At 67.5% G+C, this 16,221-nt stretch carries 12 protein-coding genes, 2 rRNA genes and 1 riboswitch (1 of these 15 only partly in view); of the genes, 13 read left to right on the top strand and 1 reads right to left on the bottom strand.

Features of this window, described 5'->3' with window-relative positions; all coding sequences use genetic code 11:
* The 12 genes from OG917_RS05265 to OG917_RS05210 all read left to right on the top strand — a co-directional run.
* Positions 1–1,929 (top strand): 23S ribosomal RNA (locus tag OG917_RS05265) (it extends 1,195 nt beyond the left edge of the window).
* Positions 1,930–2,007: 78 nt separating this feature from the next.
* Positions 2,008–2,124: ribosomal RNA gene (gene rrf, locus OG917_RS05260) — 5S ribosomal RNA — on the top strand.
* A 173-nt stretch (positions 2,125–2,297) separates the two neighbouring features.
* On the top strand, positions 2,298–2,906 hold the full coding sequence (locus tag OG917_RS05255; RefSeq protein WP_328316353.1) for a CDP-alcohol phosphatidyltransferase family protein: 609 nt from the start codon (positions 2,298–2,300) through the stop codon (positions 2,904–2,906).
* 113 nt (positions 2,907–3,019) lie between these two features.
* Positions 3,020–5,515 (top strand): mannose-1-phosphate guanyltransferase, encoded by a 2,496-nt coding sequence (locus OG917_RS05250; protein ID WP_328316352.1) that lies wholly within the window; start codon positions 3,020–3,022, stop codon positions 5,513–5,515.
* A gap of 97 nt (positions 5,516–5,612) precedes the next feature.
* Positions 5,613–6,536, top strand: coding sequence for a DUF881 domain-containing protein (locus tag OG917_RS05245; protein WP_328316351.1), 924 nt, complete (start codon positions 5,613–5,615; stop codon positions 6,534–6,536).
* Positions 6,533–6,865 (top strand): small basic family protein, encoded by a 333-nt coding sequence (locus OG917_RS05240; RefSeq protein WP_164266945.1) that lies wholly within the window; start codon positions 6,533–6,535, stop codon positions 6,863–6,865. Before OG917_RS05245 ends, OG917_RS05240 begins: the two co-directional genes overlap by 4 nt.
* A 13-nt stretch (positions 6,866–6,878) precedes the next feature.
* Positions 6,879–7,781 (top strand): DUF881 domain-containing protein, encoded by a 903-nt coding sequence (locus tag OG917_RS05235; protein ID WP_328316350.1) that lies wholly within the window; start codon positions 6,879–6,881, stop codon positions 7,779–7,781.
* A gap of 148 nt (positions 7,782–7,929) precedes the next feature.
* The gene (locus tag OG917_RS05230) at positions 7,930–8,796 is read left to right on the top strand and encodes an FHA domain-containing protein (protein WP_328321670.1); all 867 of its coding nucleotides are present in this window, start codon (positions 7,930–7,932) and stop codon (positions 8,794–8,796) included.
* A 17-nt stretch (positions 8,797–8,813) separates the two neighbouring features.
* A complete protein-coding gene (ftsR, locus tag OG917_RS05225) occupies positions 8,814–9,545 on the top strand; it encodes a transcriptional regulator FtsR (protein ID WP_328316349.1) in 732 nt (243 codons plus the stop codon).
* Positions 9,546–9,599: 54 nt separating this feature from the next.
* Positions 9,600–10,073 (top strand): bifunctional nuclease family protein, encoded by a 474-nt coding sequence (locus OG917_RS05220; protein ID WP_164266948.1) that lies wholly within the window; start codon positions 9,600–9,602, stop codon positions 10,071–10,073.
* Positions 10,074–10,260: 187 nt separating this feature from the next.
* Complete coding sequence (locus OG917_RS05215; protein WP_443059060.1) at positions 10,261–10,833, top strand: MerR family transcriptional regulator; 573 nt, start codon at positions 10,261–10,263, stop codon at positions 10,831–10,833.
* Positions 10,834–10,891: 58 nt separating this feature from the next.
* The gene (locus tag OG917_RS05210) at positions 10,892–12,484 is read left to right on the top strand and encodes a DNA polymerase IV (RefSeq protein WP_328316348.1); all 1,593 of its coding nucleotides are present in this window, start codon (positions 10,892–10,894) and stop codon (positions 12,482–12,484) included.
* Here OG917_RS05210 and OG917_RS05205 read toward each other — a convergent pair.
* Complete coding sequence (locus OG917_RS05205) at positions 12,400–12,777, bottom strand: PRC-barrel domain-containing protein (protein WP_328316347.1); 378 nt, start codon at positions 12,775–12,777, stop codon at positions 12,400–12,402. The two genes, OG917_RS05210 and OG917_RS05205, sit on opposite strands and share 85 nt — an antisense overlap.
* Before the next feature lie 140 nt (positions 12,778–12,917).
* Positions 12,918–13,016: riboswitch (glycine riboswitch) on the top strand.
* 187 nt (positions 13,017–13,203) lie between these two features.
* On the opposite strand from OG917_RS05205, the gene gcvP reads away from it, so the two are divergent.
* Positions 13,204–16,089 carry an aminomethyl-transferring glycine dehydrogenase gene (gene gcvP / locus OG917_RS05200; RefSeq protein WP_328316346.1) on the top strand — a complete coding sequence of 962 codons (2,886 nt, stop codon included), beginning with the start codon at positions 13,204–13,206 and terminating at the stop codon, positions 16,087–16,089.
* The last annotated feature ends 132 nt before the right edge of the window (positions 16,090–16,221 follow it).

The raw sequence follows: 16,221 nt of genomic DNA, 5'->3' as shown, positions 1-16,221 counted from the left end.
CGTAATAGCTCACTGGTCAAGTGATTCCGCGCCGACAATGTAGCGGGGCTCAAGCGTACCGCCGAAGTCGTGTCATTTCAGCAATAGGGCCAACGCCCGCTGGGATGGGTAGGGGAGCGTTGTGTGCCGGGTGAAGCAGCCGCGGAAGCGAGTTGTGGACGGTTCACGAGTGAGAATGCAGGCATGAGTAGCGATACACACGTGAGAAACGTGTGCGCCGATTGACTAAGGGTTCCTGGGTCAAGCTGATCTGCCCAGGGTAAGTCGGGACCTAAGGCGAGGCCGACAGGCGTAGTCGATGGACAACCGGTTGATATTCCGGTACCCGCTTTGAAACGCCCAATACTGAATCCTCTGATGCTAAGGCCGTGAAGCCGTCCTGGAGCCTTCGGGCAAAGGGAAGTGGTGGAGCCGCTGAACCAAGGTGGTAGTAGGTAAGCGATGGGGTGACGCAGGAAGGTAGTCCAGCCCGGGCGGTGGTTGTCCCGGGGTAAGGGTGTAGCCCGTCATCCAGGTAAATCCGGATGGCACATGGGGTGAGACCTGATGCCGAGCCGATTGTGGTGAAGTGGATGATCCTATGCTGTCGAGAAAAGCCTCTAGCGAGTTTCATGGCGGCCCGTACCCTAAACCGACTCAGGTGGTCAGGTAGAGAATACCGAGGCGTTCGGGTGAACTATGGTTAAGGAACTCGGCAAAATGCCCCCGTAACTTCGGGAGAAGGGGGGCCATTCCTGGTGATCTGTTTTACACAGTGAGCTGGGGGTGGCCGCAGAGACCAGCGAGAAGCGACTGTTTACTAAAAACACAGGTCCGTGCGAAGCCGTAAGGCGATGTATACGGACTGACGCCTGCCCGGTGCTGGAACGTTAAGGGGACCGGTTAGTGATCTTTCGGGGTTGCGAAGCTGAGAACTTAAGCGCCAGTAAACGGCGGTGGTAACTATAACCATCCTAAGGTAGCGAAATTCCTTGTCGGGTAAGTTCCGACCTGCACGAATGGCGTAACGACTTCTCGACTGTCTCAACCATAGGCCCGGTGAAATTGCACTACGAGTAAAGATGCTCGTTTCGCGCAGAAGGACGGAAAGACCCCGGGACCTTTACTACAGTTTGATATTGGTGTTCGGTTCGGCTTGTGTAGGATAGGTGGGAGACTTTGAAGCGGCCACGCCAGTGGTTGTGGAGTCGTCGTTGAAATACCACTCTGGTCGTGCTGGATGTCTAACCTCGGTCCGTGATCCGGATCAGGGACAGTGTCTGATGGGTAGTTTAACTGGGGCGGTTGCCTCCTAAAGAGTAACGGAGGCGCCCAAAGGTTCCCTCAGCCTGGTTGGCAATCAGGTGTTGAGTGTAAGTGCACAAGGGAGCTTGACTGTGAGACCGACGGGTCGAGCAGGGACGAAAGTCGGGACTAGTGATCCGGCAGTGGCTTGTGGAAGCGCTGTCGCTCAACGGATAAAAGGTACCCCGGGGATAACAGGCTGATCTTCCCCAAGAGTCCATATCGACGGGATGGTTTGGCACCTCGATGTCGGCTCGTCGCATCCTGGGGCTGGAGTCGGTCCCAAGGGTTGGGCTGTTCGCCCATTAAAGCGGTACGCGAGCTGGGTTTAGAACGTCGTGAGACAGTTCGGTCCCTATCCTCTGCGCGCGTAGGAATATTGAGAAGGGCTGTCCCTAGTACGAGAGGACCGGGACGGACGAACCTCTGGTGTGCCAGTTGTCCTGCCAAGGGCATGGCTGGTTGGCTACGTTCGGAAAGGATAACCGCTGAAAGCATCTAAGCGGGAAGCCTGCTTCGAGATGAGTATTCCCACCCCCTTTGAGGGGTTAAGGCTCCCAGTAGACGACTGGGTTGATAGGCCAGATGTGGAAGCCCGGTAACGGGTGGAGCTGACTGGTACTAATAGGCCGAGGGCTTGTCCTCAGTTGCTCGCGTCCACTGTGTTAGTTCTGAAATAACGAACGACCGTGTTGTATCCGGTGTTGGTTAATTTCATAGTGTTTCGGTGGTCATTGCGTTAGGGAAACGCCCGGTTACATTCCGAACCCGGAAGCTAAGCCTTTCAGCGCCGATGGTACTGCAGGGGGGACCCTGTGGGAGAGTAGGACGCCGCCGAACAATTTTTAGCCTCAGTCCCGGACCATAACGGTCCGGGACTGAGGCATTTTTGCGTTCAGGCACGGTTTCCCGTACGGATGTCACCGGAGCTCTGCCCCCTGTGACTTCGCCGGCTGCGGCTGAGGGTAGGGTCAGGGAGCATCGTTCGTACGTTCCTCACAGGAGGCCCCCGGGTGGAGGTCCAGGAGACCCGCGTTCAGACGGATCGGGTACTCACCATCCCCAACATCCTCAGCATGGCCCGCCTGGTCGGTGTGCCCGTTTTCCTGTGGCTGATTCTCCGGCCCGAGTTCGGCGGGCCGAAGAGCGATGGCTGGGCATTGTTGGTGCTTGCGCTCAGTGGCGTGAGCGATTATCTCGACGGCAAGCTCGCCCGTCGCTGGAACCAGATCAGCAACCTGGGACGGCTCCTCGACCCTGCCGCAGACCGCCTCTTCGTTCTCTCGACCCTGGTCGGGCTCACCTGGCGGGAGATCCTGCCGATTTGGTTGACCGCAGCACTATTGGCCCGTGAGCTGATGCTCCTGGTCATGGTGGGAACCCTGCGCAGACACGGCTATCCGCCTCCCCAGGTGAACTTTCTCGGCAAGGCAGCTACCTTCAACTTGATGTACGCGTTCCCGTTGCTCCTGCTCAGCGACGGCAGCGGGTGGCTGAGCACCTTGGCGTCGATCCTCGGATGGGCGTTCGCAGGGTGGGGTACAACCCTCTACTGGTGGGCAGGAATCCTGTATGTGGTACAAGTCCGCCGACTCGTGAAGGCGGATGTAGCAGCCGATTGAACTCGTCGATGCGCACCGTGCAGCGTGGCCGGATTGCGTATGACGCCCCTGTGTCCTCACCGGACGGGTGAAGTCGGCTGAACTGTCGACATCTCAAGGAGGGCGCTTCCGACATGAAGGCCGTCGTGATGGCTGGTGGCGAAGGCACACGTCTTCGCCCTATGACCTCAAGTATGCCCAAGCCGCTCCTGCCGGTGGTCAACCGACCGATCATGGAACATGTGCTGCGGCTGTTGAAGCGGCACGGGCTCAGTGAAACGGTCGTCACCGTGCAGTTCCTCGCGTCCCTCGTCAAGAATTACTTCGGCGACGGTGAAGAGCTCGGCATGGAGCTCACCTACGCGAACGAGGAGAAGCCGCTCGGCACTGCGGGAAGCGTCAAGAATGCGGAAGAGGCGCTCAAGGACGACACCTTTCTGGTGATCTCCGGGGATGCGCTCACCGACTTCGACCTGACCGATCTCATTAATTTCCATAAAGAAAAGGGCGCACTGGTCACCGTGTGCCTGACCCGGGTGCCGAATCCGTTGGAGTTCGGCATCACCATTGTGGACGAGGAAGGCAAGGTCGAGCGCTTCCTCGAGAAGCCGACCTGGGGCCAGGTCTTCTCGGACACCGTGAATACGGGCATCTATGTGATGGAACCCGAGGTCTTCGACTACGTCGAGGCGGACGTATCGGTCGACTGGTCCGGTGATGTCTTCCCCCAGCTCATGAAGGAAGGGAAGCCGGTCTACGGCTACATCGCCGAGGGCTACTGGGAGGACGTGGGCACCCACGAGAGTTATGTGAAGGCCCAGGCGGACGTCCTCGAAGGCAAGGTCGAGGTGGACATCGACGGCTTCGAGATCTCGCCCGGTGTATGGGTGGCCGAAGGTGCCGAGGTCCATCCCGACGCCGTGCTCCGGGGCCCGCTCTATATCGGCGACTACGCCAAGGTGGAAGAGGGCGTCGAAATACGGGAGCACAGCGTCGTCGGCTCCAACGTGGTCGTCAAGACGGGTGCTTTCCTGCACAAGGCCGTCATTCACGACAACGTGTACATCGGGCAGCAGAGCAATCTGCGCGGCTGTGTGATCGGGAAGAACACCGACATCATGCGGGCGGCCCGCATCGAGGACGGCGCCGTCATCGGTGACGAGTGCCTCGTCGGCGAGGAATCCATCATCCAGGGCAATGTGCGGGTGTACCCGTTCAAGACCATCGAGGCCGGTGCGTTCGTCAACACCTCGGTGATCTGGGAATCCCGTGGCCAGGCTCATCTCTTCGGCGCCCGTGGTGTCTCCGGAATCCTGAACGTCGAAATCACCCCGGAGCTCGCCGTACGGCTGGCCGGCGCGTATGCCACCACCCTCAAGAAGGGTTCCACCGTCACCACCGCACGTGACCACTCGCGTGGTGCGCGTGCCCTCAAGCGGGCGGTGATCTCGGCCCTCCAGGCGAGCGCCATCGACGTTCGGGACCTGGAGAACGTGCCGTTGCCGGTGGCCAGGCAGCAGACCGCCCGCGGCAGTGCCGGCGGCATCATGATCCGGACCTCGCCCGGTGTGCCGGACTCCGTGGACATCATGTTCTTCGACGAGAGCGGGGCGGATCTCTCGCAGGGCAGGCAGCGCAAGCTGGACCGGGTCTACGCGCGCCAGGAGTACCGCCGTGCCTTCCCCGGGGAGATCGGGGACCTGCATTTCCCGGCGAGCGTCTTCGACTCGTACACCGGGTCGCTGTTGCGCAATGTGGACACGTCGGGGATCGCCGAAGCCGGCCTCAAGGTCGTGGTCGACGCGTCCAACGGCAGTGCCGGGCTTGTCCTGCCCAGCCTTCTCGGACGGCTCGGCGTCGACGCCCTGGTGATCAACCCGGGGCTCGACGAATCAAGGCCGACCGAGACGGCGGACACCCGTCGCGCCGGGCTCGTCAGGCTCGGAGAGATCGTGGCATCGGCGCGAGCGGCGTTCGGAGTCCGCTTCGACCCGGTGGGCGAGCGGCTCTCGCTCGTGGACGAGCGCGGGAAGATCATCGAGGACGACCGGGCCCTGCTGGTGATGCTCGATCTGATCGCCGCCGAGCGCCGCAGCGGGCGGGTTGCGCTGCCGGTGACGACCACGCGGATCGCCGAGCAGGTCGCCGCCTACCACGGGACGCAGGTGGAGTGGACGACCACATCGCCCGACGACCTGACCCGGGTCGGGCGCGACGAGTCCACGATCTTCGGCGGCGACGGGCGCGGCGGTTTCATCATCCCGGAGTCCACCAGCGTCTTCGACGGCACTGCCGCGTTCGTCAGGCTGATCGGCCTGGTCTCGCGTACGCAGTTGACGCTCAGCCAGATCGACGCCCGGATCCCGCGCGCGCATGTGCTCCGACGTGACCTCGCGACTCCCTGGGCGGTCAAGGGCCTGGTCATGCGCAGTGTGGTGGAGGCGGCCGCGGACCGTTCGGTGGACACCACCGACGGCGTGCGGGTCGTCGAGCCCGACGGCCGCTGGGTGATGGTGCTGCCGGCTCCGGCCGAGGCCGTCACTCATCTGTGGGCGGAGGGACCGGACGACGCGTCCGCTCAGGCGCTGCTCGACGAGTGGGCGTCGATCGTGGACGGCGCAGGTCAGTGATGCTGTAGAGGGGTACCGGGCGGCGTGATCGCGAGCCGCCCGGTACACGGACGGGGCCATTGGGATGCGGCGGCTGCGGCGTGCGACGATGTGCGGCATGCCGAAGCAGCCCCCCGTTCGGAGCGGAGCCTCCCCGATCCCGCGCCCCGACGCGTCGATGTCGCTGCTCAACAACGTGATGGATCACAGCCTCGACGACGGCTATGCGGAGGCGACCGCCCGGCGCAGGGCCGAGGGCAGTGCGGGGATGCCCCGTTCGCTGCGGTCCAAGCTCGGTCTCGCGGCGGGGCTCGTGCTCGCCGCTGTCGTGGTCACCGTCGGCGCCGCGCAGGCCAGGGTGACGGCGCCGGTCGCCGCGAAGGAGCGCCAGGAGCTCATCGACCGTATCGACTCGGAGACTTCGTCCGCCGACGCCGAACAGAAGAAGGTCGACGGGCTGCGCGACGCGGTGGGTGAGCAGCAGCGCAAGGCACTTCAGCAGCACGGGGGCGAACAGGGCGGACTGGTGGCCCTGCTGTCCGGCGCGACGGCCGTGCACGGTCCCGGCATGAAGCTGGTCATCGACGATGCCAAGGACAGCGACCAGGACGACGGCGGGGGCCCGCGGGAGAGCCCCGGTTTCTCCGACACGGGGCGGGTGCGGGACCGTGACATGCAGCAGTTCGTCAACGCGCTGTGGCAGTCCGGCGCCGAGGCGATCGCCATCAACGGACAGCGTCTGACCGCTCTGTCGGCGATCCGCGCCGCGGGTGACGCCATACTGGTCGACAACAGGCCGCTGGTGCCGCCGTACACGGTGCTGGCGGTGGGGGACGGGAAGCACTTGCTCAGTGAGTTCGAGGACAGCGTCGGTGGCCAGTATCTGAAGGTCCTGAAGGACAGCTACTCCATCCGCACCAGCAGTTCCGACCAGGCCGACGTGCGCCTTCCTGCTGCCGCGAGCCTGATCGTACGTACCGCAAAGCCGAAGGCCGCCGGCACCGACCAGAGCGCGGCCGACACAGGGAAGGGCACATCGTGATCGCCGTACTGGGCCTCGTCGTGGGAGTCGTGGTCGGACTGTTGGTCCGGCCCGAAGTGCCGGCCATGGTCGAGCCCTACCTCCCCATCGCTGTCGTGGCCGCGCTCGACGCCGTATTCGGCGGCCTGCGGGCCATGCTCGACGGGATCTTCGTGGACAAGGTCTTCGTCGTGTCCTTCCTGTCCAACGTCGTGGTGGCCGCACTGATCGTGTTCCTCGGCGACAAGCTCGGTGTCGGCGCGCAGTTGTCCACCGGTGTGGTCGTCGTGTTCGGCATCCGCATCTTCTCGAACGCGGCGGCCATCCGCAGGCATGTGTTCCGGGCGTGAGGGTGACGAGCCGATGAGTGACGAAGACAGCCCACAGGGCCCGCAGGACTCACAGGACCGGCCGCGGAGCCCGGAGGACCGGCCCCGTGGTCCCGGCGGGAGGCCTGGCGGCTTTCCCGGGCCGCTGCCCGAGGAGAAGCCCCTGCAGGCACCCAGGGAGGGCGCGTCGGGGGCGACACCGGCGGTACGGGCCAGGCAGGCCGGACGGCAGCGGCTGATCGCCGCGCTCTGGCCACCCCGGGTCACCAGGGCGCAACTCGTTGTCGCCCTGCTGCTGTTCGTCCTGGGGCTGGGCCTCGCCATCCAGGTCCGCTCCAACAGTGACAACAGCCCGTTGCGCGGCGCGCGCCAGGAGGACCTGGTGCGGATCCTCGACGAACTCGACAACCGCACCCAGCGCCTGGAGGACGAGAAGCAGCGTCTGCAGGGCCAGCGCACCGAGTTGGAGAGCAGCTCGGACCAGGCCGAGGAAGCGCGCAAGCAGACGAGCGAGAAGGCGCGCCAGCTCGGCATCCTGGCCGGGACGGTGGCCGCCCAGGGGCCGGGGATCACGCTGGTCGTCAACGACCCGCACAAGACGGTCCAGGCCGACATGCTGCTCGACACGATCCAGGAGCTGCGGGCGGCCGGCGCCGAGGCGATCCAGGTGAACGGTGTCCGGGTGGTGGGGGACACGTACTTCTCCGACGCCGGGGGCGGTATCAAGGTCGACACGCAGAAGATCAGTGCCCCGTACACCTTCAAGGTGATCGGGAAACCGGCCGACTTGGAGCCTGCGCTGAATATTCCGGGCGGAGTGGTGCAGACTCTGGAGAAGGAGCAGGCCACGGCCGTCGTGACGCCTGCCCAGAAGATCGTTGTGGACGCCTTGCGACCCGCGAAGCAGCCTGACTACGCTCGGTCCTCCGCGCAGTGAGCCGGGGGCGCGCGAGGGCCGCGGGACAAGGCCGTGAGGTTGCGGGGGGTCGGCGCACCGATAGCGGTGCGCGTGGTGGAAACTGTCTGGGGGATACGGACGTTGTAAGGATGTCCGGTTCGGCAGGTGTGTTCATTGAGAGTTCGTCCTGCCCCACGGGCGGGTCTGTTTCGGTCAAGGGGAATCGCCCGTGAAGTTGTTTGGGAAGTTGTTCGGCAAGAGTGCGCGTGAGGACAGCGCACGGCACCGCGCTCCGCGTCATGTGGAGGGCGAGGACCAGGGTGGCGACCGTCCGCTGTTCCGGGACGAGGTGGGCCGGCCCGGGCACGGCATTTCGGGTGAACAGGGCGCGTCGTCTGTTGACCCTGCGGGTCAGGGCCGCATAGGTTTTGGTGAAGCGTCAACCTCAAGTACGGGTCGAGGGTTGCCCTCCGATCCGTACGCAACCAACGCCCACGCTGGGCCGTCGCGGCAGGAGGATGCATCCATGCCGGTGTGCACGAGGTGCGGCCACCGCAACGCCGAGGCCAGTCGGTTCTGCTCCAACTGCGGAGCGCCGTTGCGGGCCGGTGTGCCCGAGAGGCCGTCGGAGACCACGTCCACGATCTCCATCTCCGGCCTTGAGGCGTACGAGGCGGAGGCGACCGGGCAGACCGCTTCGCCGTCGCTCTCTCCTGAGGCCCAGGCGGCCGTGGACGCGCTGCCCCTCGGGTCGGCGCTCCTCGTGGTCCGCCGCGGCCCGAACTCGGGCAGCCGCTTCCTGCTGGACGGCGATCTGACCACGGCCGGCCGCCATCCGCAGAGCGACATCTTCCTCGATGACGTCACGGTCTCCAGGCGGCACGTGGAGTTCCGCAGGGGCGCCGACGGCGGATTCACCGTCTCGGACGTCGGCAGCCTGAACGGCACGTACGTCAACCGTGAGCGGATCGACGCCGTCGTCCTCTCCAACGGTGACGAGGTGCAGATCGGCAAGTACCGGCTGGTCTTCTACGCGAGCCAGCGGGGCATGTGACCCGTCAGGGAAGGTCCATGCTGCACTCATCGACGGGCGGCGCCGGCGACGGCGCCGCCACCGGGGACGACCGGCTGGTCAGTATCGGCACGGTCCTGAATCTGCTCAGGGAAGAGTTTCCCGAGGTCACGATCTCCAAGATCCGCTTTCTGGAGGCCGAGGGCCTTGTCGAGCCGCAGCGCACGTCTTCGGGGTACCGGAAGTTCGGTACCGCGGACGTCGAGCGGCTGGCTCAGGTCCTGCGCATGCAGCGCGACCACTATCTGCCGCTGAAGGTCATCCGGGACCACCTCGACGCACTGGGCCGTGGTGAGCAGGTCCCGCTCCCCGCGCCCGGTGTCGTCCGTGAGCCCGCCGACGGGGCCGCCGGCGAGCCCACGGCGTCCACGGTGGGCAGGGACGAGCTGCTCGCGGCCGCCGGCATCGGTGCGGACGCCCTCGCGGAGTGGGAGTCGTACGGTCTGCTGGCGCCGCTCCCGGAGGGCGGTTACGACGCCGAGGCGGTGAATGTGGCCGGGCTGGTGGCGGAGCTGGGCCGTTTCGGCCTGGAACCGCGTCATCTGCGTGCGATGAAAGCGGCTGCCGACCGGGAGTCGGGGCTGATCGAGCAGGTCGTCGCCCCCCTTCGGCTGAACCGCAACCCGCAGACCAGAGCGGACGCCGAGAACACCACGAAGGACCTGGCAGCACTGACCGTGCGGCTCCACGCGGCGCTCGTTCAGACCTCTCTCAGGGTCCGGTTGTACTGATCATGGGGGTGCCCCGACTACCCAAACCTGCCGGGCACGTCCTAGGGTTGCCGTGTGAACGAGCTCGACGTTGTGGGTGTCCGGGTGGAAATGCCCTCCAACCAACCGATCGTGCTCCTGCGTGAAGTAGGAGGCGACCGGTATCTCCCTATCTGGATCGGTCCTGGTGAGGCGACTGCGATCGCCTTCGCCCAGCAGGGCATGGCGCCGGCCAGGCCGCTGACCCATGACCTCTTCAAGGATGTCCTCGAAGCGGTCGGCCAGGAGCTCACGGAAGTGCGCATCACCGACCTGCGCGACGGGGTCTTCTTCGCGGAGCTGGTCTTCGCGAGCGGGGTCGAGGTGAGCGCGAGGCCCTCCGACGCCATAGCGCTCGCCCTGCGCACCGGGACTCCGATCTACGGCAGTGACGGAGTGCTCGACGACGCGGGAATCGCGATCCCGGACGAGCAGGAGGACGAGGTCGAGAAGTTCCGGGAGTTCCTCGACCAGATCTCTCCGGAGGATTTCGGGACCAACAGCCAGTGACACTCCGGCCGGGTCCGTCGGCGCATTCGGCAAGCCTTTCCCCGGAGAGGGGCACGCGAAACCACTCCTGGGGTGATTATCACTCGGCGTGCCGAGTGTGGCGATCGTTGACGCACCTCAAGTGACTGCCTACCGTCGAGTGGGCAGTTCAAGGACGGAGGTCGGCGTGAGAAGCACCGGCGAAGATGTGGCAGGGGACCTCCCCGGACTGGGTCCGGGGGGCGGAGTGCCGTATCCGCTTCACGGTCCGGCGGCCGAGACGACCACCGACACCGTCGGCTACCGGGGGCCGACCGCCTGCGCGGCGGCCGGGATCACCTACCGGCAGCTCGACTACTGGGCGCGCACGGGCCTGGTCGAGCCGAGTGTGCGCCCCGCTCAGGGGTCGGGCACGCAGCGTCTCTACAGCTTCCGGGACGTGGTCGTACTCAAGATCGTGAAGCGTTTCCTGGACACCGGTGTGGCGCTCCAGAACATCCGCACCGCGGTCCACCACCTGAGAGACCGCGGCGCCCGCGATCTCGACCGGATGACGCTGATGAGCGACGGCGCGACGGTGTACGAATGCACCTCGCCCGACGAGGTGGTCGGGCTCCTCCAGGGGGGCCAGGGGGTCTTCGGGATCGCCGTCGGCGTCGTGTGGCGGGACGTGGAGAGCGCCCTGTCGCAGCTGCACGGCGAGCGGGTCGACACCGGCGAGACCCTCGTCGGGCACAACCCGGCCGACGAGCTGGCCCGGCGCCGCAACCGAGCGGTCTGACACGGGCCTCCGCGCTGCGGAGGCCCGATTGTCAGTGCCGTGAGGCAGCATCGGTGGTGTGAGAGCCGCGCCCACCATCCTGCATCTGGACATGGATGCCTTCTTCGCCGCCGCGGAACAGGCGGCGAAGCCGAGCCTGCGCGGGAAGCCGGTGGTGGTCGGAGGGCTCGGGCCGCGCGGTGTGGTCTCCACGGCCTCGTACGAGGCCCGGAAATTCGGGGTGCATTCGGCGATGCCGATGGCCCAGGCCCGGCGGCTCTGCCCGAACGCCGCTTATCTGGTGCCTCGCTTCGCGCTCTACCGCGAGGTGAGCGGGCAGGTCATGGAGCTGCTGGGCCGGCTCTCACCGCTGGTCGAGCCCCTGAGCCTGGACGAGGCCTTCGTGGACCTGGAGGCGGGCGGGGTCGCCGACAGCACCGGGTCGGCCAGGGCCGCCGGTGAACGGCTGCGCGGAGACATCCTGGCCGTTACCGGGCTCAGCGGGTCGGTAGGGCTGGCAGGCTCCAAGATGCTGGCGAAGATCGGCTCGGAGCGGGCGAAGCCGGACGGCCTGTTCGTGATCGAGCCCGGCACCGAGCGCGAACTGCTCGCGCCCCTCTCGGTACGGATTCTTCCCGGTGTGGGCCCCGCGACCGGCGAGCATCTGCGCAGAGCGGGGATGACGACTGTGTCCCATCTGGCCGAGGCCGGTGAGGACGAGCTCGTCCGGCTGCTGGGCAGGGCACACGGCTCCTCGCTGCACCGGATGGCGCTCGGCCACGACGACCGGCCCGTGGTGTCCGAGCGCGACGCCAAGTCGGTGTCGGTGGAGGACACCTTCGACGTGGACCTGCACGACCGGGTGCGGGTGCGGGCGGAGGTGGTGCGGCTGGCCGGGCGGTGCGTGGAGCGGCTGCGGGCGGCCGGGCGGTCCGGGCGGACGGTGGTGCTGAAGGTCCGCAGGTACGACTTCTCGACGCTGACCCGGTCCGAGACGCTCCGGGGCCCCACGGACGACCCGGAGGTCGTGCGTGAGGCCGCAGGGCGGCTGCTGGAGTCCGTGGACACCACGGGAGGCGTGCGGCTGCTCGGGGTGGGTGTCACCGGACTCGCGGACTTCACACAGGAGGACCTCTTCGCGCAGGCGGCCAGTGAGCGGGCCGCCGCGCTGGAGCTCGCAGCGGAGGAGGAGGTACCCGGTCCTGCGGCGCCTGCGGCAGTACCCGCGGAGGAGCCCTCGTCCGGCTCCGGGCGCCGCTGGCTCGCCGGGCACGATGTGCGCCACGATACGTACGGCGTCGGGTGGGTGCAGGGCAGCGGCGTCGGCCGTGTCACGGTCCGGTTCGAGGATCCTTACGCGACCGGGCCCGGCAGGGTCCGGACGTTCCGGGTCGACGATCCCGCGCTGCACCCCTCGGATCCGCTGCCGCTGGTCCGGAGCGGCCAGGCCGGAGCGGACCGAGCAGCGGGGGAGGAGGGGGCGGGCGGGTGCTCCGTGGGTGGAGCCTCTGCCGCAGCACCGGGGCCCCAGGAGCGGGAGGAGCCGGAGCAGCGGGAGCCGGCGGCCCAGGAACCGGACGCGGAGGGTCAGGCGCGTTCTTCCTCGCCCGCGAGCCGGCCGAAGTCCCGGTCGGGGGGCGGCGGAGTGGGGGCCGAGATACCGAGCCCGTAGTGGTGGTAGAGCTGGAGTTCCTGCTCGGGCGAGAGGTGGCGGCCCACACCGAAGTCGGGGGCCTCCCTGATCAGGGAGCGGTCGAAGGGCACCTGCAGCGCCTCGCTGGCGAGGCGGCTCGGCTTCAGCGGGACGAACGCGTCCCTGCTGAACAGTCCGGTGCGTACCGCGGCCCACTCGGGCACTCCGGTGGCGTCGTCGAGGTAGACCTCGTCGACCGTGCCTATCTTGAGGCCACTGCGATCGAACGCCTTGCGGCCGATCAGGCTGCGCGGATCTATGTCGGTCTGCACGGTCCCTCCAACTGATCGCAACGAACCAGCGGTGTGTCCGCCCCCTGGGAAGGTCTCCCCCTCAGGGAAGTCCAGATCCGGGCCATCGGCCACTCGAACATCGTGCGAAGTGGCTCGCTGGTAGGCTGGCCGGTGGCTGCTGACCCCGCGCGGGAGAGCCCTTCGGACACGTCGTCCGGGGGCGCCGAAGGAGCAAATCCTCCCCGGAATCTCTCAGGCACACGTACCGCGCGGACGAGGTCACTCTGGAAAGCAGGGCGGGCGTCGGGCGGGCACGTCCGGATCCCTACCTCACCGACGGTGAAAGCGGGCACGTCGAACGACGGGCCGGTGAAACTCTCAGGTTGAGATGACAGAGGGGGAGGCCGTCCGGGTACCCATGCCGTGGTACCCCTCGCAGGTCGCGTCGACCAGGAGGCCTCCGTCATGACAGCCCACCGCATTCCGCTCTCCCAGCTGGAGCGTGGCATCCCCTTCGAGCAGCGCCACATCGGGCCCGACGCCGGGGCCCAGGCCAAGATGCTCGCCCATGTCGGATACGGCTCTCTCGCGGAGCTCACCTCGGCTGCCGTCCCCGAGGTGATCAAGAGCACCGAGGCGCTGAACCTGCCGGACGCCCGTACCGAGGCCGAGGTCCTCGCCGAACTGCGTTCGCTCGCCGACCGCAACCAGGTACTCGCGCCGATGATCGGGCTCGGCTACTACGGCACGTTCACGCCCCCGGTCATCCTGCGCAACGTCATGGAGAACCCCGCCTGGTACACGGCGTACACGCCCTACCAGCCGGAGATCTCCCAGGGGCGCCTGGAGGCGCTGCTGAACTTCCAGACCGTCGTCGCCGACCTGACGGGCCTGCCCACATCGGGTGCGTCGCTGCTGGACGAGGGCACGGCCGCGGCCGAGGCGATGTCTCTCGCCCGCCGCGTCGGGAAGGTCAAGAGCGGTGTCTTCCTGGTCGACGCCGACGCCCTTCCGCAGACCGTCGCGGTGATCGAGACGCGGGCCGAGCCGGCCGGCGTGGAGGTCGTCGTCGCCGACCTCGGCGACGGCATCCCGGCCGAGGTGGCCGAGCGCGGGGTCTTCGGCGTGCTGCTCCAGTACCCGGGCGCCTCCGGCCGGGTGCGCGACCTCGCCCCCCTCATCGAGCAGGCCCACGAGCTGGGCGCGATCGTCACCGTGGCCGCCGATCTGCTGGCGCTGACGCTGCTCACCTCGCCCGGTGAGCTGGGCGCCGACATCGCCGTCGGCACGACACAGCGGTTCGGCGTCCCGATGGGCTTCGGCGGCCCGCACGCCGGGTTCATGGCGGTGCGTGAGAAGTTCGCGCGCAGCCTGCCGGGGCGGCTCGTCGGTGTCTCCGTCGACGCCGACGGCAACAAGGCGTACCGGCTGGCCCTCCAGACCCGCGAACAGCACATCCGCCGCGAGAAGGCCACCAGCAACATCTGCACCGCGCAGGTGCTCCTCGCCGTGATGGCGGGGATGTACGCGGTCTACCACGGCCCCGACGGTCTGCGCGAGATCGCCCGGCGCACCCACAGGTACGCCGCGATCCTCGCCGCCGGGCTGCGTGCGGCCGGCGTCGACGTCGTGGACGGCGACTACTTCGACACTCTGACGGTACGGACCGGGGGCAGGGCCGCGGAGGTCGCCGCTGCGGCCCGCGAGGGCGGGGTCAACCTGCACCAGGTCGACGCGGACCTGATCTCCGTATCCTGCGACGAGACCACCACCCGCGCCCAGCTGGCCGCCGTCTGGGCCGCCTTCGGCGCCGGGGGCGACATCGAGGCGCTGGACGAGTCGACTGCCGACGCCCTGCCCGCCGGGCTGCTGCGCCAGGACACCGTCCTCACTCACCCGGTCTTCCACCAGCACCGCTCCGAGACCGCCATGCTGCGCTACCTGCGCAAGCTCGCCGACCGCGACTACGCGCTCGACCGCGGCATGATCCCGCTCGGCTCCTGCACCATGAAGCTCAACGCCACCACCGAGATGGAGCCGGTCACCTGGCCCGAGTTCGGTGCGATGCACCCCTTCGCCCCGGTCGAGCAGGCACAGGGCTATCTGACGCTCATCCATGAGCTGGAGGACCGGCTCGCCGAGGTCACCGGCTACGACAAGGTCTCGCTCCAGCCCAACGCGGGCTCCCAGGGCGAGCTGGCCGGTCTGCTGGCCGTGCGCGCCTACCACCGGGCCAACGGCGACACCGCCCGTACCGTGTGCCTCATCCCGTCGTCGGCGCACGGCACCAACGCGGCCAGCGCCGTGATGGCCGGGATGAAGGTCGTCGTCGTGAGGACCCGCGAGGACGGGGACGTCGATGTCGACGACCTGAACGCCAAGATCGAGCAGTACCGCGACGAGCTGTCGGTGCTCATGGTCACCTACCCCTCGACCCACGGTGTCTTCGAGGAGCACATCACCGACATCTGCGCCGCCGTGCACGACGCGGGCGGCCAGGTGTATGTCGACGGCGCCAACCTGAACGCGCTCGTCGGGCTCGCCAAGCCCGGCAGGTTCGGCTCGGACGTCTCGCACCTCAACCTGCACAAGACCTTCTGCATCCCGCACGGCGGCGGTGGCCCCGGCGTCGGCCCCGTCGGCGTACGGGCCCACCTGGCGCCCTATCTCCCCAACCACCCGCTCCAGCCGGCCGCGGGCCCCGCGACCGGCGTCGGCCCGGTCTCGGCCGCACCGTGGGGCTCGGCCGGGATCCTGCCGATCTCCTGGGCGTACGTACGTCTCATGGGTGGCGAGGGACTCAAGCGGGCGACGCAGGTGGCCGTGCTGGCCGCCAACTACATCGCCAAGCGCCTCGAACCGCACTACCCGGTGCTGTACACCGGCCCCCACGGGCTGGTCGCGCACGAGTGCATCGTCGATCTGCGGCCGCTGTCGAAGGCGACGGGTGTGAGCGTCGACGACGTGGCCAAGCGCCTCATCGACTACGGCTTCCACGCGCCGACGATGTCGTTCCCGGTGGCCGGGACGCTGATGATCGAGCCCACCGAGAGCGAGGACCTGGCTGAGCTCGACCGGTTCTGCGACACGATGATCGCGATCCGCGCCGAGATCGAGAAGGTCGCGTCGGGGGAGTGGGCGGCGGACGACAACCCCCTGGGCAACGCCCCGCACACCGCGGCGGCACTGGGCGGTGAGTGGACTCACGCGTACACCCGCGAGGAGGCCGTCTTCCCGGCCGGTGTCTCTCCCGCCGACAAGTACTGGCCGCCGGTGCGCCGTATCGACGGGGCCTTCGGCGACCGCAACCTCGTCTGCTCCTGCCCGCCGCTGGACGCGTACGACAGCTGACGGACATGCGGGAGGGCCGGTTCGGGAATCCACCCGGGCCGGCCCTTCGTCGTCCCTGCCCGTGCCGTACCTCTTCCGTACGCGGGCTCCGTGCGTCGGTTCAGCAGCCCGGTGCTCTCTGCCGGCCGGTGC

Origin of the sequence: Streptomyces sp. NBC_00388, assembly GCF_036061255.1 — a bacterium.
Taxonomy (GTDB): Bacteria; Actinomycetota; Actinomycetes; order Streptomycetales; family Streptomycetaceae; genus Streptomyces.
This window is presented reverse-complemented; position numbering and strand designations above follow the sequence as displayed.